The sequence below is a fragment of the Halorubrum sp. JWXQ-INN 858 genome (assembly GCF_009806985.1).
Lineage (GTDB): Archaea > Halobacteriota > Halobacteria > Halobacteriales > Haloferacaceae > Halorubrum.
In genome coordinates this window covers 78,752-99,363 of record NZ_WUAX01000011.1, presented here as the reverse complement: position 1 = coordinate 99,363, position 20,612 = coordinate 78,752, and the positions used below count along the sequence as shown (strand labels likewise).

Below are 20,612 nucleotides of genomic sequence, written 5' to 3'. Positions count from 1 at the left end.
TAATGACCGACGACACCCACGGCGAGGGGGCCGGCTGGTTCGCGGCCCTCGACCCGGACGACCCGGATGATCCGGGCGACCAAGGCGGCCCTGACGCCGCGGCGACGGCGATCACGGCGGGCAGCGCCGAGACGCCGCGGGACTGGCCGACGCTCGCCGTCGAGGCCGGCTTCGCGGCGTCGACGGACGACTACTACGACCGCCTCCACGACGCGACGACCGCGGCGACGCGCCGGACGGTTCGCGAGCGCGAGCGCGCCGACGACCAGCAGCTCATCCACGCGATCCGCGCCGTGGACGACTGCGAGCGCGTCGCCAACGAGCTGGCCGAGCGCGCGACGGAGTGGGCCGGCGGGCTCTTCGAGGAGGCCCCTGCCGGGGTCGCGGGGGCCCGCGAGGTCGCCGCGCGCGACCCGAGCACCGACGCGGAACGGCGAGCCGTCTCGCTGGCGACCCGCGCGGTCGACCTCGCCGACGAACGCGACGCGCTCGCGGCGTACATCGAGCGCGTCGCTCCGGCGGTCGCGCCGAACCTCGCGGCGATGGCCGGGGCAGAGCTCGCGGCCCGACTGATCGCGCTCGCGGGCGGGCTGGAGCCGCTCGCGAAGAAGCCCTCCGGAACGGTGCAGGTGCTCGGCGCGGAGGACGCGCTGTTCGCACACCTCGCCGGGCGGGCCCCCTCGCCGAAACACGGGATCATCTACACGCACGACTTCGTGCGGAACACGCGCCCGGAGGACCGCGGGTCGGCGTCGCGCGCGCTCGCGGGCAAGCTGACGCTCGCGGCCCGGGTCGACCACTACTCCGGCGAGCGCCGCGAGGCGATCCACGAGGACCTCCGCGAGCGGATCGCGACGATCCGCGCCCGGGCGGACGACGCCGCGTCGGACGGGGGGTCCGCCGATGAGTGAGGACCTGCCGGCCGGCGTCGAGCGCCGCGAGTTCGACGGGCGCTCCCGACTCGCGACCCGAGGCGAGCCCGTCTACGGTGAGCCGACGGACGGCGCGTGGCGTGCGTGGGACCCGACGCGGTCGAAGCTCGGCGGCATGATCGAACTCGGGATGGACACCGGGCTCGTCGGCGGCGAGACGGTCCTCTACCTCGGTGCGGCGGCGGGGACGACCGTAGGACACGTCGCGGACTTCGCGGGCCCGACGTACGCCGTGGAGTTCGCCCCGCGACCCGCGCGCGACTTACTCGACGTCGCGGCGTCGCGTGACCGGCTGTTCCCCCTCTTAAAGGACGCCCGGAAGCCGGCGACGTACGCGCACGTCGTCGAGGCCGACGTCGACGTCGTCGTCCAGGACGTCGCCACGCGTGGTCAGGCCGACGTCGCCGTCAGGAACGCGCGGTTCCTCGCGGACGACGGCCGCCTGCTGTTGGCCGTGAAGGCGCGCAGCGAGGACGTCACCGCCGATCCGGCGGAGACGTTCGATGGCGTCCTCGACCGGCTCGGCGACGCCTACGACGTCCTCGAGACCTGTCGGCTCGACCGGTTCCACGAGGACCACCTCGGCGTGGTCGCGACGCCCACGCGATGACGCGGAGGTGCTGAGGCGCGGAGAATCGCGGCGATGAAGGGTTGAGGCGCGGAGAAGCGGAGAGCCGGTGGACGGGGCGGAGCCGTTCCTCCCGCGACACGATTGTCGGAATACCGACACTCACGGCCGCGTTCACACCTTATAAGAGTAACCGGGGTGAATGGGGGGTAATGGAACTCGGGTCACGGGACGCGTTCGAACGGATGGGAACGCTCGGCGTCGAGGAGGAGTTCTTCATCGTCGACGCCGAGGGCCGTCCGACCTCCGGGACCGACGACCTCGTGTACGGAAGCGAGCCCCCGTCGGCGGTTCCCGAGGGGTTCGACCACGAGCTGTTCAAGTGTACGATCGAGGCGCAGACGCCGCGTATCGATGACCCGGACGGGGCCGCAGACGCGCTGGCGACCGTCCGCGAGGCGCTCGTCTCGCACGCCGCCGAACACGGCTACCGGATCGCCGCCGCGGGGCTCCATCCGGAGGCCCGATGGCGGGAGCTCGACCACGCACAGAAGCCTCGCTACCGGTCCCAGCTCGACCGGATCCAGTACCCACAACACCGGAACACGACCGCCGGGCTCCACGTCCACGTCGGCGTCGACGACGCCGACAAGGCGGTGTGGATCGCCAACGAGCTCCGCTGGTACGGTCCGGTGTTGCTCGCGCTGTCGGCGAACTCCCCGTTCTGGAACGGCTTCGACACCGGGCTGGCCTCGGCGCGCGCGAAGGTGTTCGAGAACCTCCCGAACACGGGCGTCCCCTCCGCGTTCGAGGACTTCGAGGCGTTCCAACGGTACGAGCGCCGGATGGTCGAACACGGCTCGATCGAGGACCGGGGCGAGCTCTGGTTCGACGTCCGTCCGCACACGGTCCACGGCACCGTCGAGGTGCGTGCGCCCGACGCGCAGGCCGACCCCGAGGCGACGCTCGCGTTCGTGGAGTACGTCCACGCGCTCGTCGTCGACCTCGCGGAGCGCTACGACGACGGCGAGTCGACGCCGACGCTCCGTCGCGAGCTGCTCGACGAGAACAAGTGGCGGGCGATCCGTCACGGCCACGACGCCGGCTTCGTGGCGCGCGACGGCGAGGGGACGATCGCCCTTCCCGAGCTGGTCGACGCGGAGTGCGACCGGCTGGGCGTCTCCGGGATCCGCGACGTCCTCGACGGCGAGAGCGGCAGCGACCGACAGCGCCGGATCCGCGAGGAGGACGGGATCGACGCGCTGTGTGCGGACCTGGTCCTCTCCGGCTGACCGGAACGTCTCCCCTCGACGCGGCTTTCGTCGGAACGAAAGCGACGAGAAACGCTTTTCCGCGAGCGGAGCCGACGCTCGAGTATGACTACGGACGACGCCGACGAGGAGAGCTCCCCCACGGAGCGAACCCGAGAGGAGCTTCGCAAGACCAAAGAGCGGCTCGGCGAGGGCGCCGACAAGGCCGTCAAGGGGTTCGACGACAACGTCGTCGACCTCCTGTCGTGGCTGCTCGACACGGAGACCCGCGCGCGGATCTACGTCTACCTCCGCGAACACCCGGAGAGCACCAGCGACGAGGTCGCCGACGGGACGGGGCTGTACCCGAGCACCGTCCGGGAGGCGCTCGCCGAGCTCCACGACGAGGAGAAGGTCCACCGAGGCAAACGGGAGTCCAGCGGGGCGGGGAACAACCCCTACGAGTACGAAGCGATCGCGCCGAGCGAGCTCGTCCAGGGGGTCGTCGGCGACGTCCAACGCGAGCTCAACACCGTTTTCAACCTCGACCGACGCCTCGGCGGGGAGTCCCCCGACGGCGACACGGAGCCGGTGCGGATCTCAGTCGAGGGGGCTGACGACGTCGCCGACGGGGACGACACCGTCGCCGAGGGTGTCGAGAGCGATGATCACGCCGAAGGCGACGACCACGCCGGGGTTGAAGAGGGCGACGAGGGCGACGAGGACGGCCACCGGTCGGCGTAGCTCAGGGGACGTCCCCGCTCGCGGTTCGGGACGTTTTAAGGTCCGGCCACGCGACTGGCAGGTATGAACGTCGCGCTGGGTGGCACGTTCGACCCGATCCACGACGGCCACCGGAGGCTGTTCGAACGCGCCTTCGAGCTCGGCGACGTAACCGTCGGGCTCACGTCCGACGATCTCGCGCCGAGGACCCGCCACGTCGAACGATACGTTCGCCCGTACGACCGGCGGAAGCGCGACCTCGAGGCCGAGCTGGCCCCCGTCGCCGAGGCGCACGGGCGCGAGTTCGAGGTACGGGAGCTGACCGAGCCGACCGGAATCGCCGTCGAGCCGCAGTTCGACGCGCTCATCGTCTCTCCGGAGACGCGCGACGGCGGCGAGCGCATCAACGAGCTTCGCGCCGAGCGGGGCCGCGACCCGCTTCGGATCGTCGTCGTCGAGCACGTCCCCGCGGCCGACGGCGAGCGGATCTCCTCGACGCGGATCGTGAAAGGTGAGATCGACGAACACGGAGCCCTCACGCCCGACCGGGACGGGCGGGGGACGACGCGCCCGGAATGACGACGATCCGGACCGTCCTCGTCGGCGCACACGGCTTCGAGCGGGCGGCGGTCTGGAGCGCCGTCGGCTTCGCGCTGTCGTACCTCGCGTTCGACGCCGCGGCGCTCGCGGGCTGGCCCACCGCCGAATGGGTCGCCGCCGGCTGTGCGCTCATCGCCGGGATCGGCGCGGTCGGCTTCGCGCGGGGCGGCGGTGGGGCGCTCCCGTCGACGCTGCTCGTTTACGGGCCGCTCGCCGGAGTGATCCTCCGAACGGTCGAGCCGGTGCTCCTCCCCGTCCCGGCCGCGGAGCCGTTCGTCGCCGCGCTGGCGGCCGCGTTCGCCATCGGGCCGGCCGGCTATCTCGTGGGGCGACTGATCGCGCCCGCCGAGCCGGACGCGTCCGAATCGACGACCCCGGAGGACGACGCGACCGAAACGACCGCCGCCGACGCGTCCGGGTCGGAAGCGACCGACTAGGGACGGCAGTTCGAGGAGGAAGACCTCGCCTGCTACCGCTCCACGAACTCGACGAGCACGCCGCCCGTCGACCGGGGGTGCAGGAAGGCGACGTCGTGGCCCCACGCACCGGGCCGGGGCGTTTCGTCGACGAGGTCGACGCCGAGGTCGCGGGCGCGGTCGAGCGCCCCTTCGAGGTCGTCGGTCGCGAACGCGACGTGGTGTATCCCCGGCCCGTGGTTGTCGAGGTACCGCGCGATCGTCCCGTCGTCGGCCGGCTCGAGGAGTTCGAGATAGCCGCCGTCGTCGAGTTCGAGGAAGACGACTCGGAGGTCGCCGAACCGCTCCTCGTGGGCGACCGGCGCGTCGAGCAGGTCGTCGAACAGGTCGGCCAGCGCGGCGGCGTCGCGCGCGGCGACGCCGACGTGATCGAAGCGCATAGTCGACAGTCCGGCGGGCGTCGGTATAAGGGCTCGTCGGACGGGACGGGACGGGATGGGACGGGACGGGACGGGACGGGACGGGACGGGACGCGGGAGCGCACCGTCATCGCCTTTAAGTCGGTTCGCTCGGAGTGGCGGGCATGGAGCTCTCCAACACCGACACGATAGCCGGCCGGGAGGTCGTCGAGACGCTCGGCGTCGTCCGTGGCAACACCGTCCGCGCCCGCAACGTCGGCCGGGACATCACGCAGGGCCTCCGCAACCTCGCCGGCGGTGAGTTAAAAGGGTACACCGAGCTGATGACCGACGCCCGCGATCAGGCGCAGGAACGGATGGTCGAGGAGGCGGTGGCGCTCGACGCCGACGCCGTGGTCAACGTCCGCTTCACCACCTCCTCGATCGCCGACAGCGGCGCGGAGATCCTCGCGTACGGAACCGCCGTGCGGCTCCGCTGACCGCGGACCCGTCGGGGGATTCGTCGGGGGAGTTCAGCGAACGCCGACAGCCCCGGCTTCGTGACGACCGGCGGACGCTCCCGGCCCCTGTGGACGCAGTCACGCGGCGTCGCGCTCCCGCTCCTCGTCGATGTCGTCGACTTCGTCGACCTCGCCGACTTCGCCGTCCGCTCGCGCCCGTTCGCGTCGGGTCCAGTCGGCCGCGTCCGCGACGGTCTCCGTCTCCAGCAGCCGGTCGAGCTTCCGTTCGAACTCCTCGTCGGTGAGCTCCCCGTCCGCGTATCGGGTTCGGAGGCGGTCGAGCGCGTCGGCGGCGTTCCCGTCCGCGGCGTTCCGGTCGGGCTCGGTCGCTCGTTCCTCCGTTTCATCCTCGTCCTCGTCGAACACCATCGCGACGACCGGGACGATCACGATGTAGCCGAACAGCAGCGCGGCGAGCCACCAGCCGTACCCGAGCATCAGCGCCGCGAGCCAGACCCCCGTGACGGTCGTCGCGGCGATCCCGGTCGCGTTCCGTTTCGCTCGGTCGAGGGGAGTTACCTCGGACATACGAACCCCTTCGCGCCCCCGGACCGGAAAGCTATCGCCGACCGGCTACTCGTTGACTTCGACGTCGACGTCGTCGCGGGCGACGGCCAGCTTGAACGTCGGAACGGTCCGGTAGACGACCTCCACGACGTTCTTCCGGCGGAGGCTCTGGAGGGCCCGCCGGACGTCGCCCGCCTCGGGGTCGACGTCGTACGCCTCCCGGAGCTTGTTCAGGACGCTGACGACCGACTCCGAGCGCTCGTCGGGTCCGGCGACGACCGCGAACACGCGCGCCTCGAGCTCGGGGACGCGGATCACGCTCGGAACCCCGCCCTTCGCGACCTCGTCGGGCTCGATCCCGGGTTCGACGTCGACGAGATCGTTCGCCTCCGCGGTCGTCCGTATCAGGCTGTCGTCGTCGCGGTAGTAGTACTCCTTCAGGTGATTCTCGAGGTATTGGTGGACCTCGCTGCCGCTCTCGACGCCCCACGCCTCGACGAGCTCGCTGTTCTTCGTCGGTTGGAGTCGCACGACGTCGGCGAGCCGTTCCAGTTCTGCTTCGGTCAGCCCCATACGTGGCCGTCCCGGCGGCGGCGTATTGACGTTCCGGATCGCGGGTCCGAGCGGGCCGCCCGATCGACCTGTTCGGGTCGTTCCTGCGATGTTAGCGCCCGTCGGGGCTCCCGGGGGCTCGACCGACGACGCGGTCTGCGATCGCCGTCGACAGGGGACCGACGGCCGCCGCGACGCGAGCCGTCACGAACACGAGCGGGACGAGCGCCGCGATCAGGAAGACGGCGTCGTACGCCCAGACGAAGTCACCGAGGAACGGGGCCGAGACGCCTTCGAGACCCCGGTTGGCGATGATAACCGCGGTGAACAGGGTGAGCCAGTACACCACCGCGGCCGCGTGCTCTACGAGCGGTTTCGGGTTCGCTTCGACTCCCGCCCCCGTACCGCTTTCGACGACGACCTTCTCGAAACGCGTTCGTGTCAGTGCTGCGAACCGCGGCGCGGCGTACGCGAGAAGGACCACGACCGCCACGGTGACGACTGCCGTCGCGAGGGCCACAAACGTGACGGGCGTGTACGGAACCAGCCGATCGACGCCCGGAAGTAGCCTGAAAAACGAGAGCAGCGCCACCGAAGCCAGCGCCACGATAACGACGCGAGCGGCAGAGCGAACGGTCCCGTGATCGAGCGCCTTTGATCGTGATCTGACGGGTCGGTCCTCACCCGAACTGACGGATCGGTCTTCGGTCATGCGTGGTGACGCCCACGGGTCGGCGTCCCTTATGAACCCCCGACGTCGAAACCGGTTGTGCGCCGATCAACTCGGATTTACGGTCGGGGTCCAGACGACCCCGCACTTCGGCTTCACCCCGCACTTCGGCTTTACCCCGCATTTCAGCTTTACCCCGCGCCCGGCGACGACCTCACTCCTCGACCGCGCTCGCGGCTCGGATGACGGTCGCCTCGTCGAACTTCGGGCCGACGAACTGGAGCCCGACGGGGAGCCCGTCCGCCTCGCCCGCGGGCACCGAGATCGCGGGGAGGTTCGCGAGGTTCGCCGGCGTCGTGTTCGCGTCCGCGAGGTACATCCGCAGCGGGTCGTCGAGGCTCTCGCCGAGCTCGAACGGGAGCACCGGCATGGTCGGCGAGGCGATCGCGTCGACGTCCTCGAACGCCGCGTCGAACTCCTGACGCACCCACGCCCGGGCGTCCTGTGCCTTCTTGTAGTACTTGTCGTGGTAGCCGGCCGACAGCGCGTACGTTCCGAGCAGGATCCGGCGCTTGACCTCCGCGCCGAACGCCTCGCGGGTCTCCGCGAACGACTCGTTCCAGTTCCCGTCGCTCTCGGCGCGGTGGCCGTAGCGGACGCCGTCGAACCGCGCGAGGTTCGAGGACGCCTCCGACGTCGCGATGACGTAGTAGGCCTGTACCGCGTGTTCGACCGCGGGCAGCGAGATCTCCGTCGTCTCCGCGCCCTGCGCTTCGAGGTCCGCGATGGCGGCCTCGACGGTGTCGACGACGCGCTCGTCGGCCCCCTCGAACAGCTCCGTCGGGACGCCGACGGTGAGCCCGTCGACGTCGCCGTCGGCGGCCGCGGCGTAGCTCGCCGCGGGGTCCGCGTCCGCGACCGTCTCGAGATCTCGGGTGGTGCCGTCGTGCGGGTCCGAACCGGCGATGACGTCGAGGACGGCCGCCGCCTCCTCGACGGTGCCGGCGATCGGACCGATCTGTTCGAGGGAGTTCGCGTAGGCGACGAGCCCGTATCGCGACACGAGCCCGTAGGTGGGTTTGATGCCGACGACGCCACAGAACGCGGCGGGACACCGCACCGAACCGCCCGTGTCAGAGCCGAGGGCGACGTCGGCGTCGCCGGCGGCGACCGCCGCCGCCGACCCGCCGGAGGAGCCGCCCGGGACGCGGTCGGGGTCGACCGGGTTCCGCGTCGGCCCGAACGCCGACGTCTCCGTCGTCGTTCCCATCCCGAACTCGTCCATGTTCGTTTTGCCGACGATCGTCGCGCCGGCGTCGGTCAGCCGCTCGACGACGGTCGCGGAGTACGGCGGCACGTAGTCGGCGAGCATCTCGGAGCCGCAGGTCGTCTCGATCCCCTTCGTCGAGATGTTGTCCTTGACCGCGACGGTCGCCCCCGCGAGCGGTCCCTCGGCGTCGGCGTCGCCCTCGATCGTCGCCTCCGTGATGAAGGCGTTGTGGTCGGCCGCCATCTACGACACCTTCGGGCCCTTGAAGAACCCGTCCTCGGTCTCCGCGGCGTTCGCCAGCGCGTCCTCCTGTGAGAGCCCCTCGCGGACCTCGTCGGCGCGCATCACGTTGACGAGCTCCTCCTCGCGCTCCGTCTCCGGCACGTCGTCGAGGGCCTCGAAGTACTCCAGGATCTCCGCGAACTGGTCGGCGAACGCGTCGACCTCGTCGTCGTCGAGACGCACCCGGGCCAGGTCGGCGACGTGACGGACTTCGTCGGCGTCGACCGCGGCCGCGTCGGCGTCGGCGGACGCATCGGGGTCGTCCGCCGCGTCCGTTCCCGCGGCATCGGTCGACTCGGACGTATCGCTCATACGTCGAGGTGTCCCGGACCGGGAGTAAGGGTTTCGGAACGCCGTATCGGTGCGTCGCCGAAAGCGGGCCGCGGATCGCCGCCGGGAGTCACCCGTCCGCGTCGGCACGCACCGTCATCACGGGCGGATCGGCCAGCCGCACGACCTTCTCCGTGACGCTCCCGAGCAGGTATCGATCGACCCCGGTCCGCCCGTGTGTCCCCATCACGATCAGGTCGACGTCGTTCGCATCGGCGTAGTCCACGATGACCGAGTGCGGGTTCCCCGATTCGACGGCGGTGACGGTCTCGACGTCGCCGAACGCGGCGGCGGCCTCCTCGACCAGCTCCGCTCCGCGCCCCGCCTGCGCGTCGTCCTCCTCGTCGAAGTCGCGCCGCTCCCCGACCGTCCCGGAGCCGTCGCCCTCGTCGGTCTTCCCGCTCAGCCCGGAGCCGTCGTCGGAGAGGAACGCGCCGCTCACCCCGATGCCCGTGTGTCGCGTGTCGACGACGTGTAACACGTGAACCGTCGCGCCGAACGTCGACGCGAGTAATCGGGCGTGTTCGGCCGCCGCGTCCGAGCCGGTGCTTCCGTCCGTCGGGTACAGGATATTGTCGTACATGCCACCACCAATATACAGCTTCGGTGACAGGACTGATAAACGCGTCGCCGGTTCTCGGCCCCGAACAGCCGGTTCTGAGCCGATCCGCATGTCGCTACGTCTCGAAGCGATCCGCCGACCTACAGGAGGTCGTTCGAGACGAGCCGGTCGACGGCCTCCCGGAGGCGTTCCTCGCTCGCGGCGTACGAGATCCGCGCGAACCCGGGCGCGTTGAAGGCGCTCCCCGGCACGCAGGCGACGGCGGCCCGTTCGATCGCCGCCGTACACCACGCCTGGTCGTCGTCGTCGACGGGGATCATCATGTAGAACGCGCCGTCGCCGACGTCGACGTCGACGCCGTGTTCGTCGAACAGGTCGACGAGGAGGTCACGCCGCTCCGCGAACGCCGACCGCATCTCCTCGACCGCGTCGTCGGTGTTCTCCAGCGCCTCAACGCCGGCCTGCTGGACGAAGTTGGTCGCACAGGAGACGGAGTGAGAGTGGAACTTCCCGGCCTCGGCGACGAAGCCGTCGGTTGCGTGGAGGTAGCCGAGCCGCCAGCCCGTCATCGCGTACGCCTTCGAGAACCCGTTGACGGTGATCGTGCGGTCCGTCATCCCGTCGAGGCTCGCGAGCGAGGTCTGCTCGACGCCGTAGGTGATCCGCTCGTAGATCTCGTCGGAGATGACGGCGACGTCGTGTTCGACCGCGAGGTCGCGGACGCCCTCGAGGGCCGTTTCGGAGAACACCGCGCCCGTCGGGTTCGACGGGGAGTTGACGACCAACAGCGCCGTCTCGTCTGAGACGGCCTCGGCGAGGTCGTCGAGCGCGGGCTCGAGCTGGAAGCCGTGGGGCGCGAGGTCGACGCGCGAGAGCTCGCCGCCCGCGAGCTTCACCATCGCCTCGTAGGAGACCCACGCGGGGTCGAGCAGGACGACCTCGTCCCCGTCGTCGATCAGCGTCTGGAACGTCTCGAAGAGCGCCTGCTTGCCGCCGGGGGTGACGATCACCTCGTCGGCGTCGGCGTCGATGCCGTCGCCGCGGAGCTTGGCCGCGATCGCCTCCTTCAGCGCCGGGATCCCGTTCGAGGAGGTGTACCCGGTGTGGCCGGCGTCGATGGCGTCCTTGCCGGCCTCGACGACGTTCTCGGGGGTGCCGAAGTCGGGCTCGCCGACCGAGAGGTTGACGACGTCGACGCCCTCGGCCTCCTTCTCGGCTGCCAGGTTCGATATCGCCAGCGTCGCGCTGGGCTCTACACGTCCGATCCGGTCTGAAAAGTCGTATGTGTCGGTCATTCGAGTTCCTCGACGAGGTCGATCGCGGCGTGTGCGGCGTCCGCTCCCTTGTCCACCCGCTCGCGGGCCTCCGCGCCGGACATCCCCGGGCCGCTCACGCCGAACGTGACGGGGGTGTCGCGGTCGAGGCTGACGTCGGTCAGCTTCGTGGCGGTGGCGTCGGCGATCACGCGGTCGTGGTCGGTGTCGCCCGTGACGATCGCGCCGACGACGGCGACGGCGTCGATGCCGTCGCGCCGCGCGAGCCGGTCCGCCGCGAGCGGGCTGTCGTACGCCCCGGGAACCGCGAGCTCGTCGGCGACCACCGCGTCGCGTTCGGCGGCGGCCTCGCGGGCCGCCTCAGCCATCGGCCCGGTGACGGACTCGTTGAACCGCGCGACGACCAGTCCCAACGTAACCATACGGATCGCTCACACGGGCGACGGCAAATGTCTACCGTTCGCGGACGGTGTCGGGGGCGGGCCGTACCCCACCGGGACGGACCACACCGACCGGAACAGTGCGGACCTCCCGCCCGAGACGAGGGCGGAGGAAGCCACGCCCCGCTCCCAGACGGAAACGGCGACCCCCGCCCCGCCGTGACGGGGTTACCGTCGACGACGTGCCTTTACCGGTTCGACGCGTATGGCGGGGTATGACGAACACCGAAACCGCGACGCTCGGCGGCGGCTGCTTCTGGTGTGTCGAAGCGGCGTTCGAGGCGCTCCCGGGCGTCGTCGACGTCACTTCCGGCTACGCCGGCGGCCACACGACGGAGCCGACGTATCAGGAGGTCTGCAGCGGCGAGACGGGACACGCTGAGGTCGTTCGGGTCGAGTACGACTCCGACGAGCTCGCCTTCGCCGACGTGTTGAAGGTCTTCTTCACCGTTCACGACCCGACCCAGCTGAACCGGCAGGGTCCCGACGTCGGGAGCCAGTACCGGTCGATCGTGCTCGCGCACGACGACGACCAGCGGGAGCTGGCCGAGGCGTACATCGAGGAGCTGGCCGCCGAAGGGGTGTACGACGAGGAGATCGTCACCGAGGTCGAGCCGTTGGGGACGTTCTACCGTGCCGAGGAACACCACCAGGACTACTACGAGAAGAACCCCGGGGACGCGTACTGTACGTTCCACGCGGATCCGAAGATCGAGAAGGTACGGAAGCTGTTCGTCGAGGCGGGCGAGTGAGATCCGCCCCGTCGTGAACGGCGGATTCTCTCCTTCGTTCGGATAGCGGGTGCTCACCGGGTTCGACAGCGGTTACTGACGGATTCGATAGCGAACTCACCGGATCCTGCGGCGTTCGATGACCGATCCTGTGGCGTTCGATGACCGGGTTCGGGGACGGTGTGGGAGTGAGTGCCCGAACCCGACCGTCCGCGGACGGTGGAAGACGAGACGCCGGCCCGCCGCCCGCGATCAGGGCGACGCGCCGGGTTCGTCCGCGGTGTCCTCGACGACGGTGAACCCTTTTAAGAAGCCATCGCCCCCGCTATCGGTGTTGATAACCGGTGCTGAGACGGGAAGCGGCCATGTAGAGCGAGCGACGAAGCGGGACGGGAGGCGGGTGGACGGGCGATCAGGGCCGACAGCGGACCCCGATGGCTGTCGGCGCGATCGCCCGAGCGGTCGGGACGGGTGCGGGCTTGATTGCCGAATCCCAACGAGAAAAGCGTCGGATTCCGGCGATGTCGGCTAGGGTCCTCATCCGTATAAAGGTTCGAGGTTCGTGGCCGCCGGGATCCGCCATCGCGGCGGTCGACCGCTCGGTGGCTGCCTCGCTGACCCATCTGAGTTTCACACCGCATCCGCCGCCGACGAGGGTTTCGACGCTCGTTATCGTCGATCCCGAAGCGCCGGGAACTCCGCGCGGACGTCGGCGACGCGGTCGGGGTCGACGTCGGCGGCGACCGTCGTCGGCCCCTCGTCCGAGGAGGCGAGCGTCGTCCCCCACGGGTCGTAGACGGTCGTACGGCCACAGAGCGTGCCCGAATCGAACTGACCGCTCCCGTTGACCGTCGCCACGTAAGCGAGGTTCTCGATGGCGCGCGCACGACCGAGCGTCCGCCAGTGTTCGACGCGCGGGTACGGCCACGCGCTCGGGACCAACACGCACTCGACGCCGTCCGCCACCATCCCGCGGTACAGCTCCGGGAACCGCAGGTCGTAGCAGGTCGTGACGCCGACGCGAACCCCCGCGATTTCGACGACCGGCACGCGCTCGCCCGGGACCATTCGGTCGGTCTCCTCCGAGCCGTACCCGAACAGGTGGTGTTTGCGGTAGACGAGCCGCCGCGTCCCGTCGGCGTCGAAGAGGACGGCCGTGTTCGCGAGCCCCTCCGTCGCCGGCACCTCGACCCCCGTCGCGGCCGACGCTCCGAGATCCTCGACGATCGTCCCCGCGAGCACGGCGACGCCGGCCTCCTCGGCGACGTCCGCGAACCGTGCCAGGCGGTCGCCGTCGAGCCCCTCCGCGGCCCGCGCGTACGTGTCGAACGCGAAGTAGCCGACGTCGAACAGCTCGGGGAGCACGACGAGGTCCGCGCCGTCGGCGGCCGCCTCTCGAACGCGGTCGACCGCGCGGTCGACGTTGTCGGCGACCGCACCCGCCGCGACGTCGAGCTGGACGCAGGCGAGCCTCATCGATCAGCCCTCACGGTGCGCCGGAGGGCGTCCTCCAAGTTGTCCAACTCGGCGTCGAAGTTCCGCTTGAAGAAGGTCTCGACGCCCGGAAGCCGGCCGTCGACGACGAACTCGTTCGCGAGCCGACAGCCGGCTTCCGTCTCGGTGATCGTGTGTTCGCCGGTGACGCGGAACGCGCTCGATTTTCCGACAAACTTCACGCGGCGTGGCGGGTCGCGCTCGACCTCCTCGGTCTCGACGAGGATCGTCGAGCGCACCATCGGGATCGGGAGCCCGACGTGCCACGTCGCACGCCCGCCGCCGTGCACCTCGAAGCTCTCGACCACGCTGATCGCTGCGGCACGCTTCTCCGCGTCCGAGATGAACGCCCACACGTCCTCGGCGGGCGCGTTGAACTCGAACGTCCGGGAGACTCGGACGGTCATGCCCCGAGGTTGGGGCGGGGGAGAATAAAAGGGCCGGAGTCGGCGACCCGCCGCTACCCTTGCGAGACGCGCCAGGTCGTCGACCGCGCGCGGCCCCACTTCTCGATCTCGACGTCGTCGGATTTCTCGGCGAGCCGCGGGAGCCGAGAGCCGACCTGCTTGGCAGTGAGACCGATGGCGTCGGCGATCGTCTTCGAGCGGACGTACCGCTCGCCGCGCGAGACGCTGTCCGTGAGGTACGCGAGGATCCGCTGTTCCTCCTCGGTGTACTCGGTCATCCCTTCGAAGTAGGCGTCGATCGGGTTTAACCGTTTCTCGTCAGTCGAACAGTTGGACGGCGACGACCGCCAGCAGGGCGAACACGATCGCGGCCCCGAAGCCCCACGCGCGGCCCAGCTGCGTCGGCGCGCCGTACATGACGACCGCGCCCACGAGCGTGACCGCCACGAACGCGAGCATCACGCCTAACCCCTTGTCCGATTCGATGGATCCCTCGCTCATACGCGGAGGTTCGCGGGCGGGCACTTAGTTCATACGAACGTGGCGAGCCGACGGGGTTCTTCCCTCCACCGCATCCCGATCGCACTCCCACCGAACCCTCGCCGCACCCCTATCGCATCCTCACCGGATCTCGACGTGATCCGACTCCTCGTTGAGCGCGAGGTTCGCGGCGATCTCGGCGTTCCGCATCGCGTACTCCGCGGTGTGTTGGAGACTCACGAGCACCTCGCGGGTCATGAGGAGGGTCTCGTTGTCGAGGTCGTCGGGGAGCTCCGAGAGGATCTCCCGCTCGCGGTCCTCAAGCTTGCCGAACCGCGCGCGACAGTCGACGGTGAGGTCGTAGTCGCGCTCGACGACGGACCGGACCGCGAGCGCGGTCAGCTCGTCGACCTGGTCGGTGAACTCGCGGATCTGACGCATCGTGGCGCTGTCGACGTCGAGCGTGTGACCCTCCGCGTCCATCACGATGTCGGCGATGTCCTCGGCGTTGTCGGCGGTGAGCTCGAGGTTCTTCGCGACCGAGCGGTAGCCGATCAGCGGGAACCCCTCCTCCAGGCCGACCGCACGGGCGAGGTTGGGGTTCTGATACGCCGTGAAGATCAGCCGGAGCAGGAGCACGAAGATCTTGTTCGCCTGCCGTTCGCGGTTGAGCGCGCGCTGTGCGAGGTCCGGGTTGCCGTGCGCCAGCGCCTTCACCGCCTCGCCGCGCATCGTCGATCCCGTGTTCTCCAGCCGTTCGAGCAGGTTGTCGAGCGTGAAGTCCTCGGGGTCGACGGAACATCGGATCGCGATGTCCTCCGGGGTCTCCTCGATGACGCCGAGCCCCATCAGCTGCGTCTCCGCTTTATAAACCGCGTTGATGTGGTCGCTGCCGAGCGCGCCGTCGCTCGCGACGTGAATGACGCGTCGGCCGAGCACGTACTGGGCGACGATCGCCCGTTCGAGCGCGCCGGCGTCGAGGTTGTCCGCGCTGATGATCGCCTCGGACTCCTCCGTGTTCACCGACTCGGGGAGGACCGTCAGCGTCCCCTTCCCGCCCATCCGCAGCGACACCTCGTCGCCCTTGTTCACCCCGTGTTCTTTCGCCCACTCCGCCGGCAGCGTCATCGCCAGCGTCGACGGGCCGAGCCGCTGGACCTTCCGCGTTTCCATGACACTGACTATCCTGGGATCGACCTTAACCTTATCCCTATGTCCATTATACAGAACGACGAATATACAAGGTGTTCCACCGGGACACCCGTGACCGCCCCCGGACGATTCGGCACGTGGAGGACGATTCGACACGTGGAGAACGACCCGCCAGCGCCGCGCGCGAGGAGGGAGCCGTTCGGACGACCCACCGGAAATGGCCCTTCCGTCGGCGTTTATAAGCACGCATCGAACGCTTTTAAACGCTCGACGCCGTCCGTTTCGACAACCGATGGATCTACTGGTCGTGGGCGCGGGAGAGATGGGCCGCTGGGTCGCCGACACGATGACGGCGGCGGCCGCCCCCGTTGACGCGGCCGTGACGTTCACCGATCGCGACCCGGCGGTTGCGGCGGACGCGGCCCGCTCCCGGGACGCGGAGGTGGTGTCGGCGGACACCGAGGCGACGTTCGACGCGGTGTGTCTCGCCGTGCCGATGTCCGCCGTCCCCGACGCCGCCGCGGGGTACGCGGGGCGGGCCGAACACGCCCTCTTCGACGTCTCCGGCGAGATGACGGCGGCGGTCGACGCGCTCCGCGAGCACGGGCCCGACCTCGAGCGAGCGAGCTACCACCCGCTCTTCGCGCCGCCGCGAGTACCGGGTAACGTCGCCGCCGTCATCGACAACGACGGCCCGCACGTCGCGGCGATCGCCGACGCGATCGAGGCCGGCGGGAACGACGTCTTCGAGACGACCGCGGACGAACACGACCGGGCGATGGAGACGGTGCAGGCTGGCGCGCACGCGGCCGTGCTGGCGTGGCGGCTCGCCGGCGACGACGTCCGCGAGGAGTTTCACACCCCCGTCTCGCGCGCCCTCGACGGCGTCGCCGACACGGTGACCGAGGGGTCGCCGGCGGTGTACGCCGAGATCCAGCGCGCCTTCGACGGCGCGGCGGGCGTCGCGGACGCCGCCGGCGAGATCGCCGCGGCGGACGCCGAGCGGTTCGCCGAGCTGTACGAGGCGGCCCGCGGCGACGGAAGCACCCGCGAACGCCACGAGTGAGGGTACGCCCCCGCCTGCCGCTCCCGACGCTCTCGGCGCTCCCGACGCTCCCGACGCTCTCGGCGCTCCCGACGCTCCCGACGCTCCCGACGCTCCCGCCACCCCACCACCTCACCATCCACCGCCCCGCCGATCCCGTCACCCCATCGACTACCGACCGCGCTCGCCGACTGTCGACCGCGCTCGCCGACTACCGATCGACTACAGACCGCATCCACCGACTATCGACCGACTACCGACCGACACCGAAATCGACGATGACCACGACAGCACCACGCCCCACGACCGCGTCGCGGGACCACGACGACTCGTCCGTCCCGCCGAACAGCCCGCCGGACCCGATCCACTCCGATGATCGATAGGGACGCGGTCCGCGACAACGCGAACTACCTCCGGAACGTCAGGCCGGTCGACCCCGAGGAGATCTCCGAGTACATCGAGGGCGTCCCGCATCCGGGCATCGTCCGCGAGACGCTCCGCGAGGAGGCGTTCGACCTCCGGCTCCGCGAGCTCGACGACGGCACCTTCGTCCCGGTCGCGGACGCGCCCGTCGAGCCGCCGGGGTGGGGGCCGGAGGCGTTCCCCGACGCGTACGCGTTCGCCGTCGAGGACCTCCTCGTCGGCGAGTTCGGCGCGAACTGGCACCGCGGCGACTCCGGCGACCGGCTGCGCGAGGCGATCCGTCGGCTGAAGACCGACTACTTCTTCGAGAACGACGTCGCCTACGACCGGATCGCCGCGCTCGGCTACGCGATCTACCACCTCCCGGACTACTACGCGGCCATCGGCTACGTCCTCGACGAGCTCGTCGAGAACCGGCTGCTCGACCGGACGCTCCGCGTCCTCGACGTGGGGGCGGGGACGGGCGGGCCGGCGCTCGGCCTCCACGACTACCTCCCCGACGACGCCGTCGTCGACTACCACGCGGTCGAGCCGAGCGCCGCGGCCGACGTGCTCGAGTCCCTCCTCGACGTGACGGGACGGAACTTCCGGCCGACGATCCACCGGGAGACGGCGGAGTCGTTCCTCGGGATCGACGGGGACGGGTCAGCCGACTCCTCCGACACCTCCGACACCTCCGACGCCGACTTCGACCTCGTCGTGTTCGGGAACGTGCTCTCCGAGCTCGACGACCCGGCGGCGGTGGTCGAGGCGGCGCTCGGCGCGCTCGCCACCGACGGCAGCGTCGTCGCGCTCGCGCCGGCGGACCTCAACACGGCGACGGGCCTCCGCGAGGTCGAGCGCGCGGTGACCGGGCCGGGGACGGGGGTCGACGTGTACGCCCCCACCCTCCGACTGTGGGCCGACGCGGTGCCCACGGACCGCGGCTGGTCGTTCGACGTCGCCCCCGACCTGGCAGTCCCGCCGTTCCAGCGCCGGCTCGACGAGGCGGCGACCCGCGCGGGCGACGACGAGCCCGGGGAGTTCATCAACGTCGACGTCCAGTTCGCCTACTCGATCCTCCGCATCGACGGCACTCGTCGGGTGGACGTGCGCGCACACGACGGGCGCTGTGCCCGGATGGCCGACTCCGAGGACCACGTCACCGACCGCATCAACCTCATGGGCGTGAAGCTCAGCCACGACCTCAGCGGCGGCGACAACGCCGTCTACAAGGTCGGCGACGGCTCACAACGGCTCGAACACTACGCGGTCTGTACGCGCGAGACGGGGCTCAACCGGTCGCTCCGGGAGGCCGACTACGGCGCGGTGGTGTTCATCGAGAACGGGCTCGTGCTGTGGAACGACGACGAGGGCGCGTACAACGTCGTCGTCGACGCCGAGACCGTCGTCGACCTCGTCGCCCCCTGATCCCGGCACCGGGGCCTCCTTGTCCCCTGAAACCGTCGTCGGCTCCTTCGTCCCCTGCCGCACCGATCTCTTCGTCCCCCGGCCGCATCGACCGACCGGCTCGCGCCGGTACGCCTCCCGATCGAACCCCTCTTGAGGCGAACGGTCGTCGGCTCGATCGATGGACATCGCGCCCGCCCCGGTCGCCGATCCCGTTCTCCCCGCGCTCGCGGCGGGCTCGGGGCTCCCGACGGACCCCGGGATCGGTTTCGCGCTCACGGCGGCGGTCGTCTGGGGCGTCTACATCTACCTGCTCAAGCGGCTGTTCGAGGGGTATCCGCCGGCCGCGCTCACCGTCCTGATAAACGTCTTCGCGATCGCGTGGTACCTCCCGGTGACGGTCGCCGGCGGCGACCTCTCGCCCGCGTTCGTCGACGCGTTCGGGCTCGCCGAGGCGGCCGTCGTCGCGGTGACGGTCCTCGCGACCGCGGCGGCGTTCGTCCTCTTCCTCACGGCGATCGCCGACGGCGACGTCTCCTACGTCACCCCGATCAACAAGGTGGTCCCGATGTTCGTGTTGCCGATGGAGATCCTCCTGCTCGGGCAGGTGCTCACGCCGCTGCAGGTGGCAGGGGTCGTCGTCGCGACGCTCGCGGTGTACGTCGCGAACTACGACCCCGGCGGCTTCTTCGAGCCGTTCGTGAAGGCCGCCCGCTCGCGGCCGGCACAGCTCGCGCTGGTGAGCGCGATGTGTTACGCCGTGAGCGACGTGGGGAAACGGGTCGCGCTCCAGGAGCTCGCGATCCCCGGGACGCTCTGGGTGCCCCTGCTGCTCGCGGGCGTCGCCGCGGTCCTACTCCCGAGCGCGGTTCGCAACCCCCCGACGGGGATCCGTGCCGACCTCCCCAAGTTCGCGGCGGCGGGCGCGCTCGTCGCGCTCGGCGAACACGTGACGACGCTCGCGTTCGCGCTCCTCCCGGCGAGCATCGCCTCGCCGATCATCAACACGCAGGCGATCGTGGCGGTCGTCCTCGGCGGGATCCTCCTCGGCGAGCGACACTTCCGACTCCGGCTCCTCGCCGCCGTCCTCGCCGTGGTCGGCGTGACGCTGATCGCGATCTGAGCCCGGCGGCGGGTTCAACGTCGCGAGCGCGTCCTCGGTGGGCTCGTCGGCCGCCCCCGCCTACTCGTCGGTCCCGAACGGCAGTCGCCCGCCGAACCGGCGTGCTGCGAACCCGATCGCGACCAGCGGGAGGCCGAACACGACGGCGTACGGCGCGGCGTACGCCGCGCCGACGACGCTCGCCCGGAGCACCGTGCCGACGCCGCTCACCGACTCGAGGAACGCGGCGGCGACCCCGGTGTCGTACCACGCCTCGGGCTCCTCGGGCTCGGGCGGCTCCTCGCTCAGCCGGACGCGGATCGTCGACAGCGCGACCCGGTCTCGCAGGGTCGTCTGTCTGGCCTCCAGTCGCTCTATCTCCTCCTGTGTGGCCGTCAGCTCCGACTGCACCGCCAGCACGTCCTCCGTCCGCTCCGCGTCCTCGTAGAGCTCGCGGAGCCGGTCGCGCTCCGCGCGCCGGTTCTCGAGTCGCGCGTCGAGGTCCGCCAGCTGCTCGGAGACGTCCTTACTCTCGGTCGCCGACCGCTCGACCGCCCCGACAGCCTCCACGTCGGCCATGACCGCGTCGAAGTCGTCGCTCGGGACCCGGAGGGTCAGCTCCCCGACGGTGAACGAGTCGTCGCCCCGGTCGCGGGTCTCCCGGTCGGCGTCGCTGACGAACCCGCCGTGGGCGTCGGCGACCCGTCGAACCTCGGCATCGGCGTCCGAGAACGTCTCGACGGTGAGCCGAACCTCTCCGGTCCGTATCAGCTGCCGGTCCCTGTCCGCGGCGTCGACCGCGAAGCCGTCGCCGGTCGCTGCTGTCGTCCCATCGTCTGCGCTCCCGCCCCCGGCCGTGTCGTCACGGTCGACCGCCTCTTCCGGGGCGTCGCCGGCGTCGATCGCCGTCCCGTCGCCGGCGTCGCCGGCGTCGTCACCTCCGGTACAGCCGGCCAGCACGAGCATGGCGGCCACGACCGCGACGAGAACCGCGCGCTTCGCGTTCATGTCTCGGGGCGACGGCGCCCGAGGTGGTAAAACGTCTCAAGGGACAAACCGATGTTTGTTCCTTCGAAGCCGGTGGAAGTATGCAC

The 20,612-nt window shown here is 70.4% G+C and carries 27 protein-coding genes; 12 read left to right on the top strand and 15 right to left on the bottom strand.

All coding sequences use genetic code 11. From position 1 onward, the window contains the following. The first annotated feature begins 2 nt into the window (after nt 1-2). From GRS48_RS09310 to GRS48_RS09285, 6 genes are all read left to right on the top strand, one after another. On the top strand, nt 3-911 hold the full coding sequence (locus tag GRS48_RS09310; RefSeq protein WP_159485796.1) for an NOP5/NOP56 family protein: 909 nt from the start codon (nt 3-5) through the stop codon (nt 909-911). Beyond that, nucleotides 904-1,542, top strand: coding sequence for a fibrillarin-like rRNA/tRNA 2'-O-methyltransferase (locus GRS48_RS09305; protein WP_159485794.1), 639 nt, complete (start codon nt 904-906; stop codon nt 1,540-1,542). Before GRS48_RS09310 ends, GRS48_RS09305 begins: the two co-directional genes overlap by 8 nt. A gap of 170 nt (nt 1,543-1,712) precedes the next feature. Beyond that, entirely contained in the window at nt 1,713-2,792 is a 1,080-nt protein-coding gene (locus GRS48_RS09300) for a glutamate--cysteine ligase (RefSeq protein WP_159485792.1), read from the top strand. 84 nt (nt 2,793-2,876) lie between these two features. Next, a complete protein-coding gene (locus tag GRS48_RS09295; protein ID WP_159485790.1) occupies nt 2,877-3,494 on the top strand; it encodes a winged helix-turn-helix transcriptional regulator in 618 nt (205 codons plus the stop codon). Nucleotides 3,495-3,557: 63 nt separating this feature from the next. After that, nucleotides 3,558-4,052, top strand: a complete 495-nt coding sequence (locus GRS48_RS09290; protein WP_159485788.1) for a phosphopantetheine adenylyltransferase — start codon at nt 3,558-3,560, stop codon at nt 4,050-4,052. Further along, on the top strand, nt 4,049-4,510 hold the full coding sequence (locus GRS48_RS09285) for a hypothetical protein (RefSeq protein WP_159485786.1): 462 nt from the start codon (nt 4,049-4,051) through the stop codon (nt 4,508-4,510). Before GRS48_RS09290 ends, GRS48_RS09285 begins: the two co-directional genes overlap by 4 nt. A 32-nt stretch (nt 4,511-4,542) precedes the next feature. Here GRS48_RS09285 and mce read toward each other — a convergent pair whose 3' ends face one another. Beyond that, entirely contained in the window at nt 4,543-4,929 is a 387-nt protein-coding gene (gene mce / locus GRS48_RS09280; RefSeq protein WP_159485784.1) for a methylmalonyl-CoA epimerase, read from the bottom strand. Between the two features lie 143 nt (nt 4,930-5,072). Between mce and GRS48_RS09275 the strand changes: the two genes are divergently transcribed. Then, nucleotides 5,073-5,387, top strand: coding sequence for a YbjQ family protein (locus GRS48_RS09275; protein ID WP_159485782.1), 315 nt, complete (start codon nt 5,073-5,075; stop codon nt 5,385-5,387). 99 nt (nt 5,388-5,486) lie between these two features. Here GRS48_RS09275 and GRS48_RS09270 read toward each other — a convergent pair whose 3' ends face one another. From GRS48_RS09270 to ribH, 8 genes are all read right to left on the bottom strand, one after another. Continuing rightward, nucleotides 5,487-5,936, bottom strand: a complete 450-nt coding sequence (locus GRS48_RS09270; RefSeq protein ID WP_159485780.1) for an SHOCT domain-containing protein — start codon at nt 5,934-5,936, stop codon at nt 5,487-5,489. A gap of 45 nt (nt 5,937-5,981) precedes the next feature. Beyond that, nucleotides 5,982-6,488 (bottom strand): DUF5797 family protein, encoded by a 507-nt coding sequence (locus tag GRS48_RS09265; RefSeq protein WP_159485778.1) that lies wholly within the window; start codon nt 6,486-6,488, stop codon nt 5,982-5,984. Nucleotides 6,489-6,579: 91 nt separating this feature from the next. Continuing rightward, the gene (locus GRS48_RS09260; protein WP_321168377.1) at nt 6,580-7,074 is read right to left on the bottom strand and encodes a hypothetical protein; all 495 of its coding nucleotides are present in this window, start codon (nt 7,072-7,074) and stop codon (nt 6,580-6,582) included. Nucleotides 7,075-7,351: 277 nt separating this feature from the next. Continuing rightward, nucleotides 7,352-8,650, bottom strand: coding sequence for an Asp-tRNA(Asn)/Glu-tRNA(Gln) amidotransferase subunit GatA (gene gatA, locus GRS48_RS09255; RefSeq protein WP_159485776.1), 1,299 nt, complete (start codon nt 8,648-8,650; stop codon nt 7,352-7,354). Beyond that, the gene (gatC, locus tag GRS48_RS09250; protein WP_159485775.1) at nt 8,651-9,001 is read right to left on the bottom strand and encodes an Asp-tRNA(Asn)/Glu-tRNA(Gln) amidotransferase subunit GatC; all 351 of its coding nucleotides are present in this window, start codon (nt 8,999-9,001) and stop codon (nt 8,651-8,653) included. It abuts the gene before it with no gap. A gap of 88 nt (nt 9,002-9,089) precedes the next feature. Beyond that, on the bottom strand, nt 9,090-9,602 hold the full coding sequence (locus GRS48_RS09245) for a universal stress protein (RefSeq protein ID WP_159485774.1): 513 nt from the start codon (nt 9,600-9,602) through the stop codon (nt 9,090-9,092). 119 nt (nt 9,603-9,721) lie between these two features. Further along, on the bottom strand, nt 9,722-10,876 hold the full coding sequence (locus GRS48_RS09240; protein WP_159485773.1) for a pyridoxal phosphate-dependent aminotransferase: 1,155 nt from the start codon (nt 10,874-10,876) through the stop codon (nt 9,722-9,724). Beyond that, on the bottom strand, nt 10,873-11,277 hold the full coding sequence (gene ribH / locus GRS48_RS09235; RefSeq protein ID WP_159485772.1) for a 6,7-dimethyl-8-ribityllumazine synthase: 405 nt from the start codon (nt 11,275-11,277) through the stop codon (nt 10,873-10,875). The genes GRS48_RS09240 and ribH overlap by 4 nt, the downstream gene beginning before the upstream one ends. A gap of 233 nt (nt 11,278-11,510) precedes the next feature. Between ribH and msrA the strand changes: the two genes are divergently transcribed. After that, nucleotides 11,511-12,047 carry a peptide-methionine (S)-S-oxide reductase MsrA gene (msrA, locus tag GRS48_RS09230; RefSeq protein WP_159485771.1) on the top strand — a complete coding sequence of 179 codons (537 nt, stop codon included), beginning with the start codon at nt 11,511-11,513 and terminating at the stop codon, nt 12,045-12,047. A 648-nt stretch (nt 12,048-12,695) separates the two neighbouring features. Here msrA and GRS48_RS09225 read toward each other — a convergent pair. From GRS48_RS09225 to GRS48_RS09205, 5 genes are all read right to left on the bottom strand, one after another. After that, entirely contained in the window at nt 12,696-13,502 is an 807-nt protein-coding gene (locus GRS48_RS09225) for a carbon-nitrogen family hydrolase (protein WP_159485770.1), read from the bottom strand. Beyond that, nucleotides 13,499-13,927 (bottom strand): CoxG family protein, encoded by a 429-nt coding sequence (locus GRS48_RS09220; protein ID WP_159485769.1) that lies wholly within the window; start codon nt 13,925-13,927, stop codon nt 13,499-13,501. The genes GRS48_RS09225 and GRS48_RS09220 overlap by 4 nt, the downstream gene beginning before the upstream one ends. Before the next feature lie 53 nt (nt 13,928-13,980). Next, nucleotides 13,981-14,205, bottom strand: a complete 225-nt coding sequence (locus GRS48_RS09215) for a FaeA/PapI family transcriptional regulator (RefSeq protein WP_159485768.1) — start codon at nt 14,203-14,205, stop codon at nt 13,981-13,983. Between the two features lie 40 nt (nt 14,206-14,245). Beyond that, complete coding sequence (locus GRS48_RS09210) at nt 14,246-14,428, bottom strand: hypothetical protein (RefSeq protein WP_159485767.1); 183 nt, start codon at nt 14,426-14,428, stop codon at nt 14,246-14,248. Nucleotides 14,429-14,548: 120 nt separating this feature from the next. Beyond that, nucleotides 14,549-15,580, bottom strand: coding sequence for a phosphate uptake regulator PhoU (locus GRS48_RS09205; RefSeq protein ID WP_159485766.1), 1,032 nt, complete (start codon nt 15,578-15,580; stop codon nt 14,549-14,551). Nucleotides 15,581-15,851: 271 nt separating this feature from the next. On the opposite strand from GRS48_RS09205, the gene GRS48_RS09200 reads away from it, so the two are divergent. From GRS48_RS09200 to GRS48_RS09185, 4 genes are all read left to right on the top strand, one after another. After that, a complete protein-coding gene (locus tag GRS48_RS09200; protein ID WP_159485765.1) occupies nt 15,852-16,625 on the top strand; it encodes an NAD(P)-binding domain-containing protein in 774 nt (257 codons plus the stop codon). Then, nucleotides 16,622-16,987: a hypothetical protein gene (locus GRS48_RS09195; RefSeq protein ID WP_159485764.1), complete on the top strand. Its 366-nt coding sequence runs from the start codon at nt 16,622-16,624 to the stop codon at nt 16,985-16,987. Before GRS48_RS09200 ends, GRS48_RS09195 begins: the two co-directional genes overlap by 4 nt. Continuing rightward, nucleotides 16,977-18,437 carry a small ribosomal subunit Rsm22 family protein gene (locus tag GRS48_RS09190; protein ID WP_159485763.1) on the top strand — a complete coding sequence of 487 codons (1,461 nt, stop codon included), beginning with the start codon at nt 16,977-16,979 and terminating at the stop codon, nt 18,435-18,437. The genes GRS48_RS09195 and GRS48_RS09190 overlap by 11 nt, the downstream gene beginning before the upstream one ends. A 160-nt stretch (nt 18,438-18,597) precedes the next feature. Next, nucleotides 18,598-19,539 (top strand): DMT family transporter, encoded by a 942-nt coding sequence (locus GRS48_RS09185; RefSeq protein WP_159485762.1) that lies wholly within the window; start codon nt 18,598-18,600, stop codon nt 19,537-19,539. Between the two features lie 60 nt (nt 19,540-19,599). On the opposite strand, the gene GRS48_RS09180 is transcribed toward GRS48_RS09185, so the two are convergent. Then, nucleotides 19,600-20,526, bottom strand: coding sequence for a DUF4349 domain-containing protein (locus tag GRS48_RS09180; protein ID WP_159485761.1), 927 nt, complete (start codon nt 20,524-20,526; stop codon nt 19,600-19,602). Nucleotides 20,527-20,612: the final 86 nt, after the last annotated feature.